Source organism: Nonomuraea sp. MTCD27, assembly GCF_041950495.1.
GTDB lineage: Bacteria > Actinomycetota > Actinomycetes > Streptosporangiales > Streptosporangiaceae > Nonomuraea.
The window spans coordinates 339,003-352,371 of record NZ_JBGNUW010000005.1; the positions used below are offsets into that span (position 1 = coordinate 339,003).

The 13,369-nt window shown below is 71.7% G+C and carries 13 protein-coding genes, 1 tRNA gene and 1 pseudogene; 8 read left to right on the top strand and 7 right to left on the bottom strand.

Annotated elements, in window-relative coordinates:
* Window positions 1-183 precede the first annotated feature (183 nt).
* Together ACBJ59_RS17405 and ACBJ59_RS17410 are read right to left on the bottom strand one after the other, a co-directional pair.
* Window positions 184-363 carry an SEC-C metal-binding domain-containing protein gene (locus ACBJ59_RS17405; protein WP_375111519.1) on the bottom strand — a complete coding sequence of 60 codons (180 nt, stop codon included), beginning with the start codon at window positions 361-363 and terminating at the stop codon, window positions 184-186.
* Between the two features lie 143 nt (window positions 364-506).
* The gene (locus tag ACBJ59_RS17410; protein WP_375111258.1) at window positions 507-1,202 is read right to left on the bottom strand and encodes a class I SAM-dependent methyltransferase; all 696 of its coding nucleotides are present in this window, start codon (window positions 1,200-1,202) and stop codon (window positions 507-509) included.
* Window positions 1,203-1,325: 123 nt separating this feature from the next.
* Here ACBJ59_RS17410 and ACBJ59_RS17415 point away from each other — a divergent pair, with 123 nt between their 5' ends.
* The 4 genes and pseudogenes from ACBJ59_RS17415 to ACBJ59_RS17430 all read left to right on the top strand — a co-directional run.
* Window positions 1,326-2,903, top strand: a complete 1,578-nt coding sequence (locus tag ACBJ59_RS17415; protein ID WP_375111259.1) for a serine/threonine-protein kinase — start codon at window positions 1,326-1,328, stop codon at window positions 2,901-2,903.
* Window positions 2,900-4,357, top strand: a complete 1,458-nt coding sequence (locus tag ACBJ59_RS17420) for a serine/threonine-protein kinase (RefSeq protein WP_375111260.1) — start codon at window positions 2,900-2,902, stop codon at window positions 4,355-4,357. Before ACBJ59_RS17415 ends, ACBJ59_RS17420 begins: the two co-directional genes overlap by 4 nt.
* A 75-nt stretch (window positions 4,358-4,432) precedes the next feature.
* Window positions 4,433-4,858 carry a VOC family protein gene (locus ACBJ59_RS17425; protein ID WP_375111261.1) on the top strand — a complete coding sequence of 142 codons (426 nt, stop codon included), beginning with the start codon at window positions 4,433-4,435 and terminating at the stop codon, window positions 4,856-4,858.
* A 44-nt stretch (window positions 4,859-4,902) separates the two neighbouring features.
* Window positions 4,903-5,613: pseudogene (locus ACBJ59_RS17430) on the top strand (NADPH-dependent F420 reductase); the annotation flags it as partial.
* A gap of 115 nt (window positions 5,614-5,728) precedes the next feature.
* Here ACBJ59_RS17430 and ACBJ59_RS17435 read toward each other — a convergent pair.
* Complete coding sequence (locus ACBJ59_RS17435) at window positions 5,729-6,565, bottom strand: SDR family oxidoreductase (RefSeq protein WP_364115353.1); 837 nt, start codon at window positions 6,563-6,565, stop codon at window positions 5,729-5,731.
* Window positions 6,566-6,625: 60 nt separating this feature from the next.
* On the opposite strand from ACBJ59_RS17435, the gene ACBJ59_RS17440 reads away from it, so the two are divergent.
* Window positions 6,626-8,203 (top strand): SMI1/KNR4 family protein, encoded by a 1,578-nt coding sequence (locus tag ACBJ59_RS17440; RefSeq protein ID WP_375111262.1) that lies wholly within the window; start codon window positions 6,626-6,628, stop codon window positions 8,201-8,203.
* Here ACBJ59_RS17440 and ACBJ59_RS17445 read toward each other — a convergent pair.
* On the bottom strand, window positions 8,198-8,623 hold the full coding sequence (locus ACBJ59_RS17445) for a RidA family protein (protein ID WP_375111263.1): 426 nt from the start codon (window positions 8,621-8,623) through the stop codon (window positions 8,198-8,200). The two genes, ACBJ59_RS17440 and ACBJ59_RS17445, sit on opposite strands and share 6 nt — an antisense overlap.
* A gap of 97 nt (window positions 8,624-8,720) precedes the next feature.
* On the opposite strand from ACBJ59_RS17445, the gene ACBJ59_RS17450 reads away from it, so the two are divergent.
* The gene (locus tag ACBJ59_RS17450; RefSeq protein WP_375111264.1) at window positions 8,721-9,494 is read left to right on the top strand and encodes a hypothetical protein; all 774 of its coding nucleotides are present in this window, start codon (window positions 8,721-8,723) and stop codon (window positions 9,492-9,494) included.
* Window positions 9,495-9,524: 30 nt separating this feature from the next.
* Here ACBJ59_RS17450 and ACBJ59_RS17455 read toward each other — a convergent pair whose 3' ends face one another.
* Entirely contained in the window at window positions 9,525-9,917 is a 393-nt protein-coding gene (locus ACBJ59_RS17455; RefSeq protein WP_375111265.1) for a hypothetical protein, read from the bottom strand.
* Window positions 9,918-10,139: 222 nt separating this feature from the next.
* Window positions 10,140-10,213, bottom strand: a tRNA-Lys gene (locus ACBJ59_RS17460).
* A 100-nt stretch (window positions 10,214-10,313) separates the two neighbouring features.
* On the opposite strand from ACBJ59_RS17460, the gene ACBJ59_RS17465 reads away from it, so the two are divergent.
* Entirely contained in the window at window positions 10,314-11,153 is an 840-nt protein-coding gene (locus tag ACBJ59_RS17465; RefSeq protein ID WP_364115341.1) for a MoxR family ATPase, read from the top strand.
* A complete protein-coding gene (locus ACBJ59_RS17470; RefSeq protein WP_375111266.1) occupies window positions 11,146-12,519 on the top strand; it encodes a VWA domain-containing protein in 1,374 nt (457 codons plus the stop codon). Before ACBJ59_RS17465 ends, ACBJ59_RS17470 begins: the two co-directional genes overlap by 8 nt.
* A gap of 57 nt (window positions 12,520-12,576) precedes the next feature.
* Here ACBJ59_RS17470 and ACBJ59_RS17475 read toward each other — a convergent pair whose 3' ends face one another.
* The gene (locus tag ACBJ59_RS17475; RefSeq protein ID WP_364115337.1) at window positions 12,577-13,344 is read right to left on the bottom strand and encodes a nuclease-related domain-containing protein; all 768 of its coding nucleotides are present in this window, start codon (window positions 13,342-13,344) and stop codon (window positions 12,577-12,579) included.
* Window positions 13,345-13,369 lie beyond the last annotated feature (25 nt).

The window sequence follows — 13,369 nt, forward strand, 5'->3', positions numbered from 1 at the left end:
TCGGTTCCGGTGGTGGCACCGCACCCGGAGGCGGTGGCGCTCGCCGGGCACCGCGGCGGAGCCTGCCCCCGGCCGTCGCGCCTTTGCCGGGGGTTCAGGACTCGGAGATCAGGAAGCCACCATGGCAGGCACCACCGACAAAACCGCGTGCCGCCCGCTGGCGACGTTCCCAAGGGGCCGCGATCACGAGGGACGCGCCGGCGAAGGCGCCCTCGTGCGGGCCCGGGGGGTCAGGTGTCGCGGTCGCGGACGTAGTAGTGGCCGAGTGTGTCGTCGTAGCGGCCGCTGGAGCGGCAGCAGCGGCGGAAAGCGGCGTCCGGAGCCGCAGGGGCACGGGTCGTTGCCGCCGAGCTTCTCGATCAGCTCCTTGTCGCGGCCGGCGCGCCGGTCGCCCCGCTTGACGTGGGTCTCGCTAGAGGGAACCCCCGTCGGCGCTTGCTGGTCGGCTCAAAAGGACATCTCGTCGCGGTGCATGGTGGCCTCCTCGGGTCCGGGGTGGACGAAGGTCACGATAGGTCGCCGGTGCTCGGGGGCGCGACGGGTTTTCCCTGTGCCGCGTAGTAGGAGTCGACGGCGGGCTGGCCGGTGTAGTTGGGGCCGGCCTGGTCGTTCGCGCCGAGGTAGCGGTACGGGAGGTCGACGGCGCGGCGGCCGGTGTGGCGGATCCGCCTGGTACGGGCGTCGTACAGGAATCCCTGCGACCGCAGCGCGGAGGTCAGGCGGCGGCCCGCCGGGGTGCCGTCCGGCAGGCGGATGCTGCGGACGTCGAAGTTCGCGGCGAAGAGCCCGCCTTCGGTGAGCCAGCCGGGGATCCTGGCCAGCAGGGCGAGCTTGTCGCCGATGTAGTGCAGGCCGTGTACACAGGTGATGAGGTCGAACGGGGCGTCCGGACGCCAGGTGAGGGCGGAGGCGGTGACCAGGCGCAGGCGTGGGGGGTCCGGCGGGCAGGCGAAGTAGCCGACCAGGTCCACGCCGACGATCTCGGCGTCGTCCCCGAGCAGGTGGGTGGCCTCGCCGAGGGCGTACGCGGCCCCGCAGCACAGATCGAGCCAGCGGGCGGGCCTGGTGCCGGCGGCGCGCAGGACGGCGGCGATGTCGATGCCGAGTTCGCGACCGTAGCTGGTGAGGCGGCGCTCGCGGTTCATCAGGCGGTTGGCGACGACCGTCGACCGTTCCAGCTCGGCGTCCGTGGTCAGTTCCATGATCTCGCCACTCTACGGGCAGCCGGCAAGGGTTCGAGAGATTCGAAAGTTCCCTACATATGTGGATGTGGGTCGCTATCGTACGCAACATCCACCAAATCAACCTCAGGAGTCACTTCTCTCATGGCGCATGTCGAACCGCTGCGGGAGGACGATCCGGCGACGGTGGGGGCGTACCGGCTGCTCGGCCGGCTCGGCTCGGGCGGGCAGGGCACCGTGTACCTCGGGCAGGCGCCCGACGGGCGGGCGGTGGCGGTCAAGGTGCTGCGGGGCGGTCCGGGGTTCGACGAACGGTTCGCCAAGGAGATCGAGGCGGCGCGGCGGGTGGAGCCGTTCTGCATCGCGCAGGTGCTGGACGCCTCGCCGGGCGCGCGGCCGTACATCGTGACCGAATACGTCGACGGGCCCTCGCTCCAGCAGGCCGGGCGCCACACAGGGGCCGATCTGCAGCGGCTGGCGGTCGCCACGGCCACGGCGCTGGCCGCCATCCACCAGGCGGGCATCGTGCACCGGGACTTCAAGCCCGCGAACGTCCTGCTCGGACCCGGCGGCCCGCGCGTCATCGACTTCGGCATCGCGCGGGCCATGGACGACGCCGTCACCCACACCAGCGGCATCGTGGGCACGCCCGCGTACATGGCACCCGAGCAGTTCGCGGGGCAGCCGGTGGGGCCGGCGGCGGACGTGTTCGCGTGGGCGTCGGTCATCGTGTGGGCGGCCACGGAGACGCCGCCGTTCGGGCAGGACACGCTGCCGGCGATCATCAACCGCATCCTGCACAACGAACCCCAGCTCGGCGACCTGCCCCAGCCGCTGCGCTCGATCGTGTACGCCTGCCTGGCCAAGGATCCACGGGCCCGGCCGACCATGCGGGACGTGATCCTGCGCCTGCTCAGCGGCCACAACCCGGCTCCGGGGACGGGGCTCGGGCCGGCTCCCGGAGTGTGGCAGGGGGCGACGGCCGGTGCGGCGCGGGGGCCAGGACCCGGACCGATGGCAGGACCGGGACCGGGGCCGGGACCGGGGCCAGGACCGGGACTGAGGCCGGGACCAGGGCCGGGGTCGGGGCGTTGGGGGCGGGTCGGCGTGCCGGTGGTTGCCGGGGTGTCCGGTGTCCTGGTGGTCGCGCTGGTCGGCGGGGTCGTCTGGCTTGCCCCGTGGTCCGGCAGGCCGGGCTCGGCACCGCTTGCCGCCGCCTCCCCCAGCTCCGCCCCCACCACCGCCGAGGAGACCGCACACAAGCCGACGACGCCGAAGCCCCGCAAGACCCCTCGCAGGACCCCTCGCGAGACTCAGAAGCCGACCGTGACCCCCACCCCTACCACGAAACGCCCCACCCCCACCCCCACCCCCACCAGGAAGCCGGCCGTGGCGGCCAGGGTGAGCATTCTGGCGATCGAGCTGTCCGGCGGCCCCGGACAGTCCGAGTCGAGCGGCTGCTACATGCCCCCGGTGCACTTCCAGACCAGGGTGGAGTCGAGCCGCCCCGGCGTGTGGATCTCGTACGCGTGGGAGGTGGACGGCAGGACCCGCGAGAGCAGGAAGTCCTGGGTGCCGGAGGACGACTACACGGCGTTCGTGACCGCCGGACAGTACATGCTGGACGCCGGCAGCCACACCATAGCCCTGCGTGTCACCGCGCCCTCCGCCGCGCGCAAGAGCATCTCGATCAACGTCTGCGACCTGGACGACTACCAATGACACCCGAGGCCATCGGCCCCTACCGGATCGTCGAGCAGCTCGGGGAGGGCGGCCAGGGAGTCGTGTACCTGGGCTCCTCCCCCGACGGCACCCCCGTGGCCGTCAAGGTGCTGCGCGAGGGGGTCGCCGGTGACGGCCGCTTCGCCAAGGAGATCGCCGCCGCCCGGCGGGTGGAGCCGTTCTGCGTCGCGCAGGTGCTGGACGCCTCGCTGGGCGCGCGGCCGTACATCGTGACCGAGTACGTCGAGGGCCCCTCCCTCCAGCAGGCGGGCCCGCACACCGGGGCGGACCTGCAACGCCTGGCCGTCGCCACCGCCACCGCCCTGGCCGCCATCCACCGCGCCGGGGTCGTCCACCGCGACTTCAAGCCCGCGAACGTCCTGCTCGGCCGCGACGGGCCGCGCGTCATCGACTTCGGCATCGCACGGGCCATGGACGACGCGGTGACCCGTACCAGCAGCATCGTGGGGACGCCCGCGTACATGGCGCCCGAGCAGTTCCTGGGCGCGCCCGCCGGGCCGGCCGTGGACGTGTTCGCGTGGGGATCCGTGATCGTGTACGCCGCCACCGGCGCCCCGCCGTTCGGCAACGACTCCCTGCCGGCGGTGATCAGAAGGATCCAGTACGACGAGCCGCGCCTCGGGAACCTCCCCGAGCCGCTGCGCTCGATCGTGTACGCCTGCCTGTCCAAGGACCCCGCCGCCCGCCCCGCCATGCAGGACGTCCTCTTCCAGCTCATCGGCGGCCCGCCCCCACCACGTCCGGCCCCCGGGCACGTCATGCGGACCGGCCCCGCCCGGGCGGCGTCCCGCAACCGGCCGGCCATCGCGCTCCTGGCCGGAGGCGCGGCGATCGTCGTGGCCGGGGCCCTGACCGCCGCCTGGCTGTGGCTGCCCGCCTCGCGCGGCGAGACCAGCACCGCCACCGCCACCGTCACCACGCGGGCCACCACCTCCGGCCCGGCCACGACCCGCCCGCCGAGCCGCGCGAAGGGGTCGGCGAGAGCCCTGCGCCCCACCACGACGGCCGAGCGCACCACGACGACCGAGCCCACCGGGACGGCCGGGCCCACCACCACACCGACCGCCGGGCCCAGCGCCTCCCCCACCAGGACGCCGACCGGACAGCCGACCCCGAAACCCACCACGACCAGCGGCGGAGGCGGTGTGAAGTCGGTGGCGTTCACGTACGAGGGCATCAGGCTGGGCGACTGCTGGCGCTACGACATGAACATCTGGGCCAGGGTCTCCGCCACCGGCCCCTACAGCTACCGCTGGCTGGTCGACGGGCAGAACCAGGGCAGGCAGGCGGGCACCTCCTCCTCCAGGCCCCTGCTGCCCTCCATCACATGGAAGCGGGCCGGCACGTATCGCGTGGTCTTCGAGGTGATCACGCCCGTCCGCAGCCAGAAGAGCGTCACGGTGAACATCTGCGACTTCGACAAGGGCTGGTGACCCGGCGGGCCCGGATTCAGGGGAGGGCTTCCGGGTACCTAACGATCACCGTACGACCCCGGAAGGAATCCCCACATGACCGAGGCCCGCCTCCCCCGCTTCCACCTCGCCGTCCCGGTGGACGACCTGGACGCCGCCCGCCACTTCTACGGCAAGCTCATCGGCTGCGCCCAGGGCCGCAGCTCGGAGCGGTGGATCGACTGGAACCTGTACGGCCACCAGTTCGTCACCCACCTGGCCCCCGCCCGCCGGGAAAGGGCGCACAACCCCGTGGACGGCCACGACGTGCCGGTCCCCCATTTCGGACTGATCCTGACAATTCCGGAATTTCATCAGCTGGCCGAGCGATTCCGCGAGGCGGGCACCACGTTCGTCATCGAGCCGTACCTCCGCTTCGAGGGGCTCCCCGGCGAGCAGTGGACGATGTTCCTGCTCGACCCGGCGGGCAACGCGCTGGAGTTCAAGGCGTTCGCTGACGACGCGCAGGTGTTCGCCGTCTAGGCCGGGCGGCAGAGGTCCGCGCCCGGTCCTACGACCAATGGCGGAGGGCGCACCCGGCCGTGGCAGGAGGCGGCGACGGGCGCGACCGCCATAGCGTCGACACCATGAAGATCGGAATTCTCGGAACGGGGAACGTAGGACGGGCGCTGGCCGCCGGCTGGGCCGGTGCGGGCCATGACGTCGTCCTGGGATCGCGGCGGCCGGACGACACGGAACTGCGGGCCGAACTGGCGGCCGCGCTCGGAGAGGCCGTGCCGGTCGTGGACGTGTCCTCAGCCGTCGCGGGCGCCGACGTGGTGGTCAACGCGACGCCCGGCACGGCGTCCGTGCCGCTGCTCGCCGAGATGGGCACGCCGGCCCTGGCCGGGAAGGTGCTGCTCGACGTGGCGGTCGGCTTCACGGAGGACGGCGCGCTCTCCCATCCCGGAGAGAGCCTCGGCGAGGAGATCCAGCGCACCTTCCCGGACACGACGGTCGTCAAGACGCTCTGCACCATCGACTCGGAGCTCATGGTCGCGCCGGACTCGCTGGAGGGCCCGAGCACGATCTTCCTGTCAGGGGATGACGCCGAGGCCAAGCGTACGGTCGGCGATCTGCTGAACGACCTGGGCTGGCCCGCGAAGTCGCTGCTCGACCTGGGAGGCATCGCCACGGCGCGGGGCCAGGAGCACTACAGCCTGCTCTTCCTGGGGATCGCCGGCGCCATCGGCGCCCACGGTTTCGGGATACGGGTGGTCCCACCGGCCCGGAGCTAGCCTATTTCGCCGGGAAAACCTCGATGTCGAGCCATATGTTCCCGTTCTTGGGCGGCGGATTGATTTTCCGCGGGAACCGAAACGACGGAAACAATGACCTTCTCTTCGGATTTCATCAGCGCTTGAGCAATTCCTCCAGGCTCGTGGCGGGGTGCCCGGTGAGGAGGGGAATGGCGTCGGTGACCCCTTCGAGCTCCCCGGCGGCGATCGCGAGATAGGTGGACACCCACGCCTCCACCTGCCATCCGGGCGCGCCGTAGACCCGGCGGGACTCGTACGCCTCCGCCTCCGTCTCGGGGTGGTAGGTGATCGTGCGTCCCGTCGCCCTGCTCAGCGTGGCGGCGACCTCGTCCAGCGTGAGCGCCTGGGGACCGGTGAGGTCGTACGTCACCCCCTCGTGCTCGCCGGGCCGCAGCAGCACGGCCGCGGCCGCCTCCGCGATGTCGTCCTGGGCCACGGCCGCCACCCGCCCCTGCCCGGCCGGCCCGCGGATCACGCCGTCGTCGCCGGCCATGCCGGGCAGGAAGTCGGCGTACAGGTTGTCGCGCAGGAAGGTGAAGGGCAGGCCGCTGTCGCGGATGTACTGCTCGGTGGCCCAGTGGTCGCGGGCGAGCGTGAACGTCGCCGCCGGGGCCGCGCCGTAGAAGGAGATGTACACCAGGTGCGCGACGCCGGCGTCGCGGGCGGCGGCGACGAACGTGCGGTGCTGTTCGAGACGGTCGGAGCTCTCCGACGCCGAGACGAACAGCACGGTCGAAGCCCCTTCGAGCGCCCGCCGCATGGCCGCGCGGTCGCCGTAGCCGGCGTCGACGGCGGTGGCGCGGTCGAGGCGGGGGGCCTGGTCGGTGGCGTGCCGGGAGACGAGCCGCTGCTCGACACCGGCTGAGGCGAGCAGCGCGGCGACCCGGCCGCCGAGCCGGCCGGTGGCGCCCGTGGTGACGGTGAACGACATACCGGCACCCTATTGACCGCCGTCCGGGATTTGTCGGAACCATGCCATAGGGTGCCGCGCATGATCGGCTTACGTCGGCTGCCTCCCGTACGACTGGGCCTGGTGGCGATCCTCCTGATGGGCGGCCTGGCTGCCAGCGCGCCGGCGGCCGCCGAATATCACATGTGCTCCTTCGTCAACTCCTCGATCTCCTGCGGCGACCCCGCGTTCGAGGCGGAGATGAAGGCCCAGGCGATGACGGACGCGGAGGCCCGCTCCATCGGCTGCCCCCCGCTCACCTGGGGCGACGAGGACGTGGCGGCCGAGCCGGAGCCGTACCCCGCTCCCACGTACGCGACCCGCTCCCCCGACGCCGCCGTCGCCGCCCGGGTCGGACGTGCCTGGGACCGCATCGAGAAGTGGCTCGGCGCGCACGCCTCGGCCACGCTGCGCAAGCTCCAGTTCGGCATCGAGCCCGATCGCGTGGCCGAGTGGGAGCACTACCAGGAGCGCCGGCTGCCCGACGACCTGTACGCGTCCTTCCTGCGCCACGACGGCGCCGACGGCAACCTGGGCTCGGGGTTCCAGCTGCCCGGCGCGTACGGCCTGACCGATCTGTCCACCATCTCCTACCTGAACTGGGGCAACTGCCACGAGGTGGTGCTGGCGGGCGACATGGAGCTGGCCGACCCCGAGGACGGCGTCTGGCACGGCAGCCTGCTGCCGATCGCCTCCACCGGGCGCGGCCAGGAGCTCGTCGTCGATCCCCGTACGGGCCGGATCGGCGAGGCCGAGTCCGGCGAGCGCCTCCGCTACGACGGCCCCATGGGCTGGCCCTCGTACGTGGCGATGCTGGAAGCCATGGCCGGCGCCCTGGAGAGCGGGACCGCGCTGCGCGACTGGTACCCTACGGTGACCGTCGGCTGCGAGCTGCGCTGGGCCGAGGAGCCCGCCGAACCGCGTACGGGCTGCGCCGGCGGCCCCCGCCCCACGCCGACCCCCACGGCCGAGCCGACCCCGGAGCCGCCCACCGCCGAGGAGATCAGCGCCACCGGTTGCCGTCCCGCCCGTAAGAAGCCCGTCGTACGCGTGCCGGGCCCGCGCGTCACCGCCGAGGTCGGCGCGGTCTGGCGGCGCATCGAACGCTGGCTCGCCCGCAGGGCGCCCCGCACGTACGAGCTGCTGCGGCCCCCGGCCGACCCGGCGGCGATCGCCCGGGCGGAGGCCGCCATCGGGGCACGTTTCCCCGACGACCTGCGCGCCTCGCTGCTCCGCCACGACGGCGGCGGCTCCTGGGGCTTCGGCCCCGCCCCGTTCTACGCGCTGATGTCGGTCAAGGCCATCCGCTCGGACTGGAAGATGATGTGCGGCCTGGTGGTGCACGAACCGGAGCTGGCCATCGACTGGTGGCACGGCCGCCTGATCCCGTTCGCGACCGCCCACGACGGCGGGAACCTGTTCATCGACCCCGACACGGGCAAGACCGGCGAATACTTCAACGAGACCGGCCTGACCTTCGAGGGCGATCCGGTGTGGCCCTCCTACCTGGCCCTGCTCAGGGCGACGGCGAGATCGCTGGAGACCGGCAAGCCGATCCGCGGCTGGCGGCCCCGCGTCGTCAAGGGAGAGCTGGACTGGAAGAACACGAGCCGATCATGACCCCGCCCGGCCGGCCCCGGTGATCACCGCGACGGCCTCGACCTCGACGAGCTGGTCGGTGTAGCCGAGCACGGTGACGCCGAGCAGCGTGCTGGGCACGTCGTGGGCGCCCATGTACTCCCGGTACACCTCCCAGGCCGTCCCCAGGTCGGCCTGCTTGCCGGAGGCGACGTACACGGTGGTCTTGACGACGTCGGTCAGTGACGCGCCCGCGCCTTCCAGGGCGGTGATGAGGTTGTTCATCACCTGATGGGTCTGCCCGGCGTAGTCGCCGACGGCCACCGTCTCGCCGTCGAGGTCGAGCGGGCAGGCGCCCGCCACCCAGATCGAGCGGAGGGGCACCTCGACAGCCGCCGCGTACGCGTATTCGACCCGCTGGGTCAGCTGGTCGTTGCGAATGAGTCGAACACCTGTGGTCATGACTATCTTCTTACCCGGCCGAAGTGGACAATCGTGTCAACCAGGTGTCCTCCAGCACCGTCTCCTCTTGTGCACCATCCGCCGCAAGGGAGCCGCCATGCGCGCCAAGCCGGCCGTCTTAGCCGCCGCGATCCTGTCGTGCGTCGTCCTTCCCGCGGCTCCCGCCGCCGCCGACGTCGTGGGATATCAGTGCACCACCACCGCCACGGGCGAGAAGCTGGACGTCAACATCGACGTCGTGCTGACGGTGCCCGCCCAGGCCACGGTGGACGAGGAGATGACGATCGGCTGGCGCGGCACCTATGTCACCGGCGCCGAGCTGATCGTCCCCGCCACGGGCCTGGAGGGCGAGATCAACATGTACGTGTACGCGGGCATCAGCGGCATCGAGGACCTGACCTCCGCCACGGGAGTCGCGCCCCTCGGCACGGTCATCCCCGGGGAGACCGTCCCGCTCCCCGAGACGGCCCAGCTGAAGACGACGCCGCGGAAGGCGGACGAGGGCACGGTGCACGCGGCTTCCATCAACTTCGGCCCCCGCCCTCAGGAGCGCCTGATCGAGTGCGAGGTCAAGAACAAGGACGCCCTGACGGAGTATCCCCTCACCGTCGTCGGCGCCGGCGGCGGCACCCCCACCGCCGACGACAGCCCCAGCCCGGACGGCACCGGCACGGAAACCTCGGACCCCGAGACCTCGGACCCGGAGGCCACCGAGGACCCGGAGACCACCGACACCCCGTCCGGCGGGGTGTCCACGGGTGGCGGCGGGGAGGCCGGGCCGGACGGGCGGGCGGTGATGGTGACCGGCCTCGTGGTCGTGCTGGCCGCGGCCATCGGCCTGCGCCTGCGCCGACCCCGCCGCACGACGTAGCCGCCGGGGAAGCCGCGCCCGGCGCTCGCGTCAGCCGCCGACCAGCGGCACGAGCTTGACGAACGACACGACCGGATCCACGGTGAGGTCGATCGACTCGGCCAGGTCGTCGACCTGCCGATCCCCCACCAGCAGCAGGAATCCGTTGCTCTGGAACGCCCGCTCGGCGATGTCGGCCTGGCGCTCCCAGTCGATGCTCCGGGTGGCGCCCATGCGGTAGCCGTTCAGCTCCACCTCGGCGCCCACCGGCCGCACCAGCCCGCGGAACCGGGCGGTCGGGACCGCGTTGTAGCGGGCGACCTCCTCGCGGACGCGCAGGCGGACGAGCTCGCGCGCCGAGATGCGCTCCGGCAGGTCGGGCAGCGTGAACTCGTCCAACGGCTTACCGGTGGCGCTCTCGTCCCTGAAGGTGACCGTGGCCATGTCGCGGCTCCATCGTTCGTGGTCGTCAACGTGTCAGGCCATGGATAGCAGGCGCGGCCGACAGTCAAACCATTGAACTCCGGCGCGGCAAAGAGGGCTTCGGCCGCGCATGGGTGCGGGACTGGAACAGGAACCTCACCCTGGACGGGATCGGCCCTCGCTGATCCGGCCCGGAAACGACTCCGGGCATCCCCGCGTCTCGCGAGGATGCCCGGATGCCGGTGCGCCGCCAGGGACTCGAACCCCGGACCCGCTGATTAAGAGTCAGCTGCTCTAACCAACTGAGCTAGCGGCGCTGGCAGGAAGGAATATACCGGTGATCCGCATCCTGGTCGAATCGGAATCAGCTGGACACGACCCGCTAGAATAAAGTTCGGCCTTCAGACAGGAGCATCGATGTTCGACACGCCAGCCGACGTGACGGAGCGGCTCGCCGCCGTGGACTACCTCTCCGACGACGCCATCTCCACCTCGGTGTTCCTGGCCGCCGCGCTGGGCAAGCCGCTGCTGGTCGAAGGGCCGGCCGGGGTCGGCAAGACCCAGCTCGCCAAGGCGGTGGCCCAGGCGACCGGCGCCGACCTGATCAGGCTCCAGTGTTACGAGGGGCTCGACGAGGCCCGGGCCCTGTACGAGTGGAACTACAAGAAGCAGCTCCTGCGAATCCAGGCCACCAGCGCCGACGACGACATCTTCAGCGAGGAGTTCCTGCTGGAGCGGCCGCTGCTCAAGGCCATCAGGTCCGAGCGGCCGACCGTGCTGCTGATCGACGAGACCGACAAGGCCGACGTCGAGGTCGAGGGGCTGCTGCTGGAGCTGCTGTCCGACTTCCAGGTGACGATCCCCGAGCTGGGCACCATCGCCGCGACGCGCAGGCCGTACGTGGTGCTGACCTCCAACGCCACCCGCGAGCTGTCGGAGGCGCTCAAGCGGCGCTGCCTCTACCTGCACATCGAATACCCGACCCCCGAGCGCGAGCGGGACATCGTGCTGGCCCAGGTGCCGACCATCCGGGCCGAGCTGGCCGAGCAGCTCGCCAGGACCGTGGCCACGCTGCGGGCGCTGGAGCTGAAGAAGGCGCCGTCGGTGGCCGAGACCGTCGACTGGGCCAACACGCTGCTGGCCCTCGGGCGGGAGGAGCTGGACGAGGCCACCGTGGCCGGGACGCTCGGCGTGGTGCTCAAGCACGCCTCCGACCACGTGCGCGCGGTCAAGGAGCTGGGGCTGCCCGATGCCTGAGCGCGGGTCGCTGGTCGACCGGCACGTCGGCTTCGTGCACGCGCTGAGGGAGGCCGGGGTGCCGGTGTCGGTGGCCGAGGGGCTGGACGCGGCGAACGCCATGCGGGTGATCGAGCTGGCCGATCGGGAGTCGCTGCGCGCGGCGTACGCGGCGACGCTGGTCAAGAAGCCCGCCTACCGGCCGGGGTTCGACGTGCTGTTCGACCTGTGGTTCCCGCCGTCCACCAGCGGGCTGTCCCTCGCGCGGCCGCGCGGCGGGATCGACCTGGACAAGGCCGAGGTCAAGGAGCTGCGCGCGCATCTGGCGGGGCTCCTGACCGGCTCCTCCGAGCAGGAGATGCGCGAGTTCGCCCGGGCCATGGTCGAGCGCTTCGGCCGGCAGGAGGCCGGGCCCGGCCGGCAGAACTGGTTCTCCTACAGCGTCATGCGGGCCCTGTCGCCCGAGACCCTGATGGCGGGCATCCTGCGCGAGGTCCTTCAGGGCCGCGAGCGCGGCGGGCTGGCGGAGAAGACCGTCCGCCAGCGCGTCACGTCCGGGCTCAGGCGCTTCGAGGACGCCGTCGCCACCGACGTGCGCCGCCGCATCGCCGAGGACTCCGGGATCGAGCGCATCGCCCGCTCCGCCGTACGCCCCCCGCTCGATCAGATCGACTTCCTCCGCGTCACCAAGGCCGACCTGGCCAGGCTGCGCAGGGAGGTCCACCCGCTGGCCCGGCGCCTGGCCGCGCGGCTGACCATCAAGCACAGGAAGGGCCGGCGGGGCCGCCTCGACTTCCGCCGGACCATGCGGGCCTCGCTGCAGAGCGGCGGCGTGCCGCTGACCACGCACTTCAAGCCGCCCCGGCCGCACAAGCCCGAGCTGGTCATCCTCTGCGACACCAGCGACTCGGTCTCGTCGTTCGCGCACTTCACGCTGCTGCTCACGTACGCGCTGCGGGAGCAGTTCACGAAGGTGCGGGCGTTCGGCTTCGTGGACACCGTGGACGAGATCACCCGGTTCTTCCTGCCGGGCTCGGACGTGGTCGAGGCCATGACCAGGCTGGCGAACGAGGCCGACATGGTCCGCTTCGGGCGTACCAACTACGGGCACTCCCTGGAGCGCTTCGCCGAACGGTACGCCGACGCGATCGGCCCCAAGACGTCCCTGCTGATCCTGGGCGACGCCCGCTCCAACTACCAGCCGACCGCCCTGGACGTGCTCAAGTCACTGGTGTCCAGGTCCCGCCACGCCTACTGGCTCAACCCCGAGCCGAAGCCGCAGTGGGACACGGGAGACTCGATCGCGAGCGACTACGGCACGATCGTCCCCATGTACGAGTGCCGCAACGTCGCCCAGCTCACCGCGTTCATCGAGACTCTTGCATGAGTCGCGGACCCGGCGACATCAGAAGTCGCGGATCCGGCGACGACGTCAGACGCCGTATCAGACCTTCTGCAGCTCGCGGGCCGCGGTGCGGGCCAGGAGCTCGATCTGGGCCTCGTTCAGCACGCCGCCGTCGGAGTCCTTGATCAGCCTGGCCGCCAGCCCCGGCTTGAGGAGCGTGAGCCCCTCGGCCATCACCATGCCGCCCTTGGGCAGCAGCCCGCAGTGCACCACGAGCACGGGCGTGATGGCCACCGGGACGCCGGTCTCCCGCGTCAGCAGCTCGGCGAACGCCTCGGCCCGCTCCACCAGCGGCTTGGCGACCTTGCTGCCGTACTTCTCGCCGAAGAACAGCCGCCCGGCGTAGCAGGCGATCTCGGTGTCCGGGCTCCAGGACTCGTTGTCGATGATCCAGACGCCGCCCGGGCCGATCACGAGGTGGTCGATGGAGGCCTGGCCGCGGATGGCCCGGCCGTCGAGGACGCTGTAGCCGTGCCGGCCGAGCGACCGGCGCAGGATGCGCCCCGTGATCGCCTCGCCGCGGCGCGCCCCGCGCCACACGGCGGTCTTGTGGAAGGCGTGCCAGTAGAGGAACCAGTCACCCCCGGCCACGATCCCCGCCAGCAGCAGGCCGAACAGGACGGACGCACCTGCCGCGTCGAACCTCAGCGCCACCGCCACGCCGATCACGAACCCCACAGCGGCCTTGGCGTACCTGAACTTGCGCCGGGTCGGAGCATCCTCGCGCCAGAACTTCTCGTACCACCACTGCGGGGATGAGCCAGTGTATTTCTCGTTGGGCTGCACGTAGATAGAGCCACCGGGCACGGCAAACTCCCCGAAAGAGTAGATG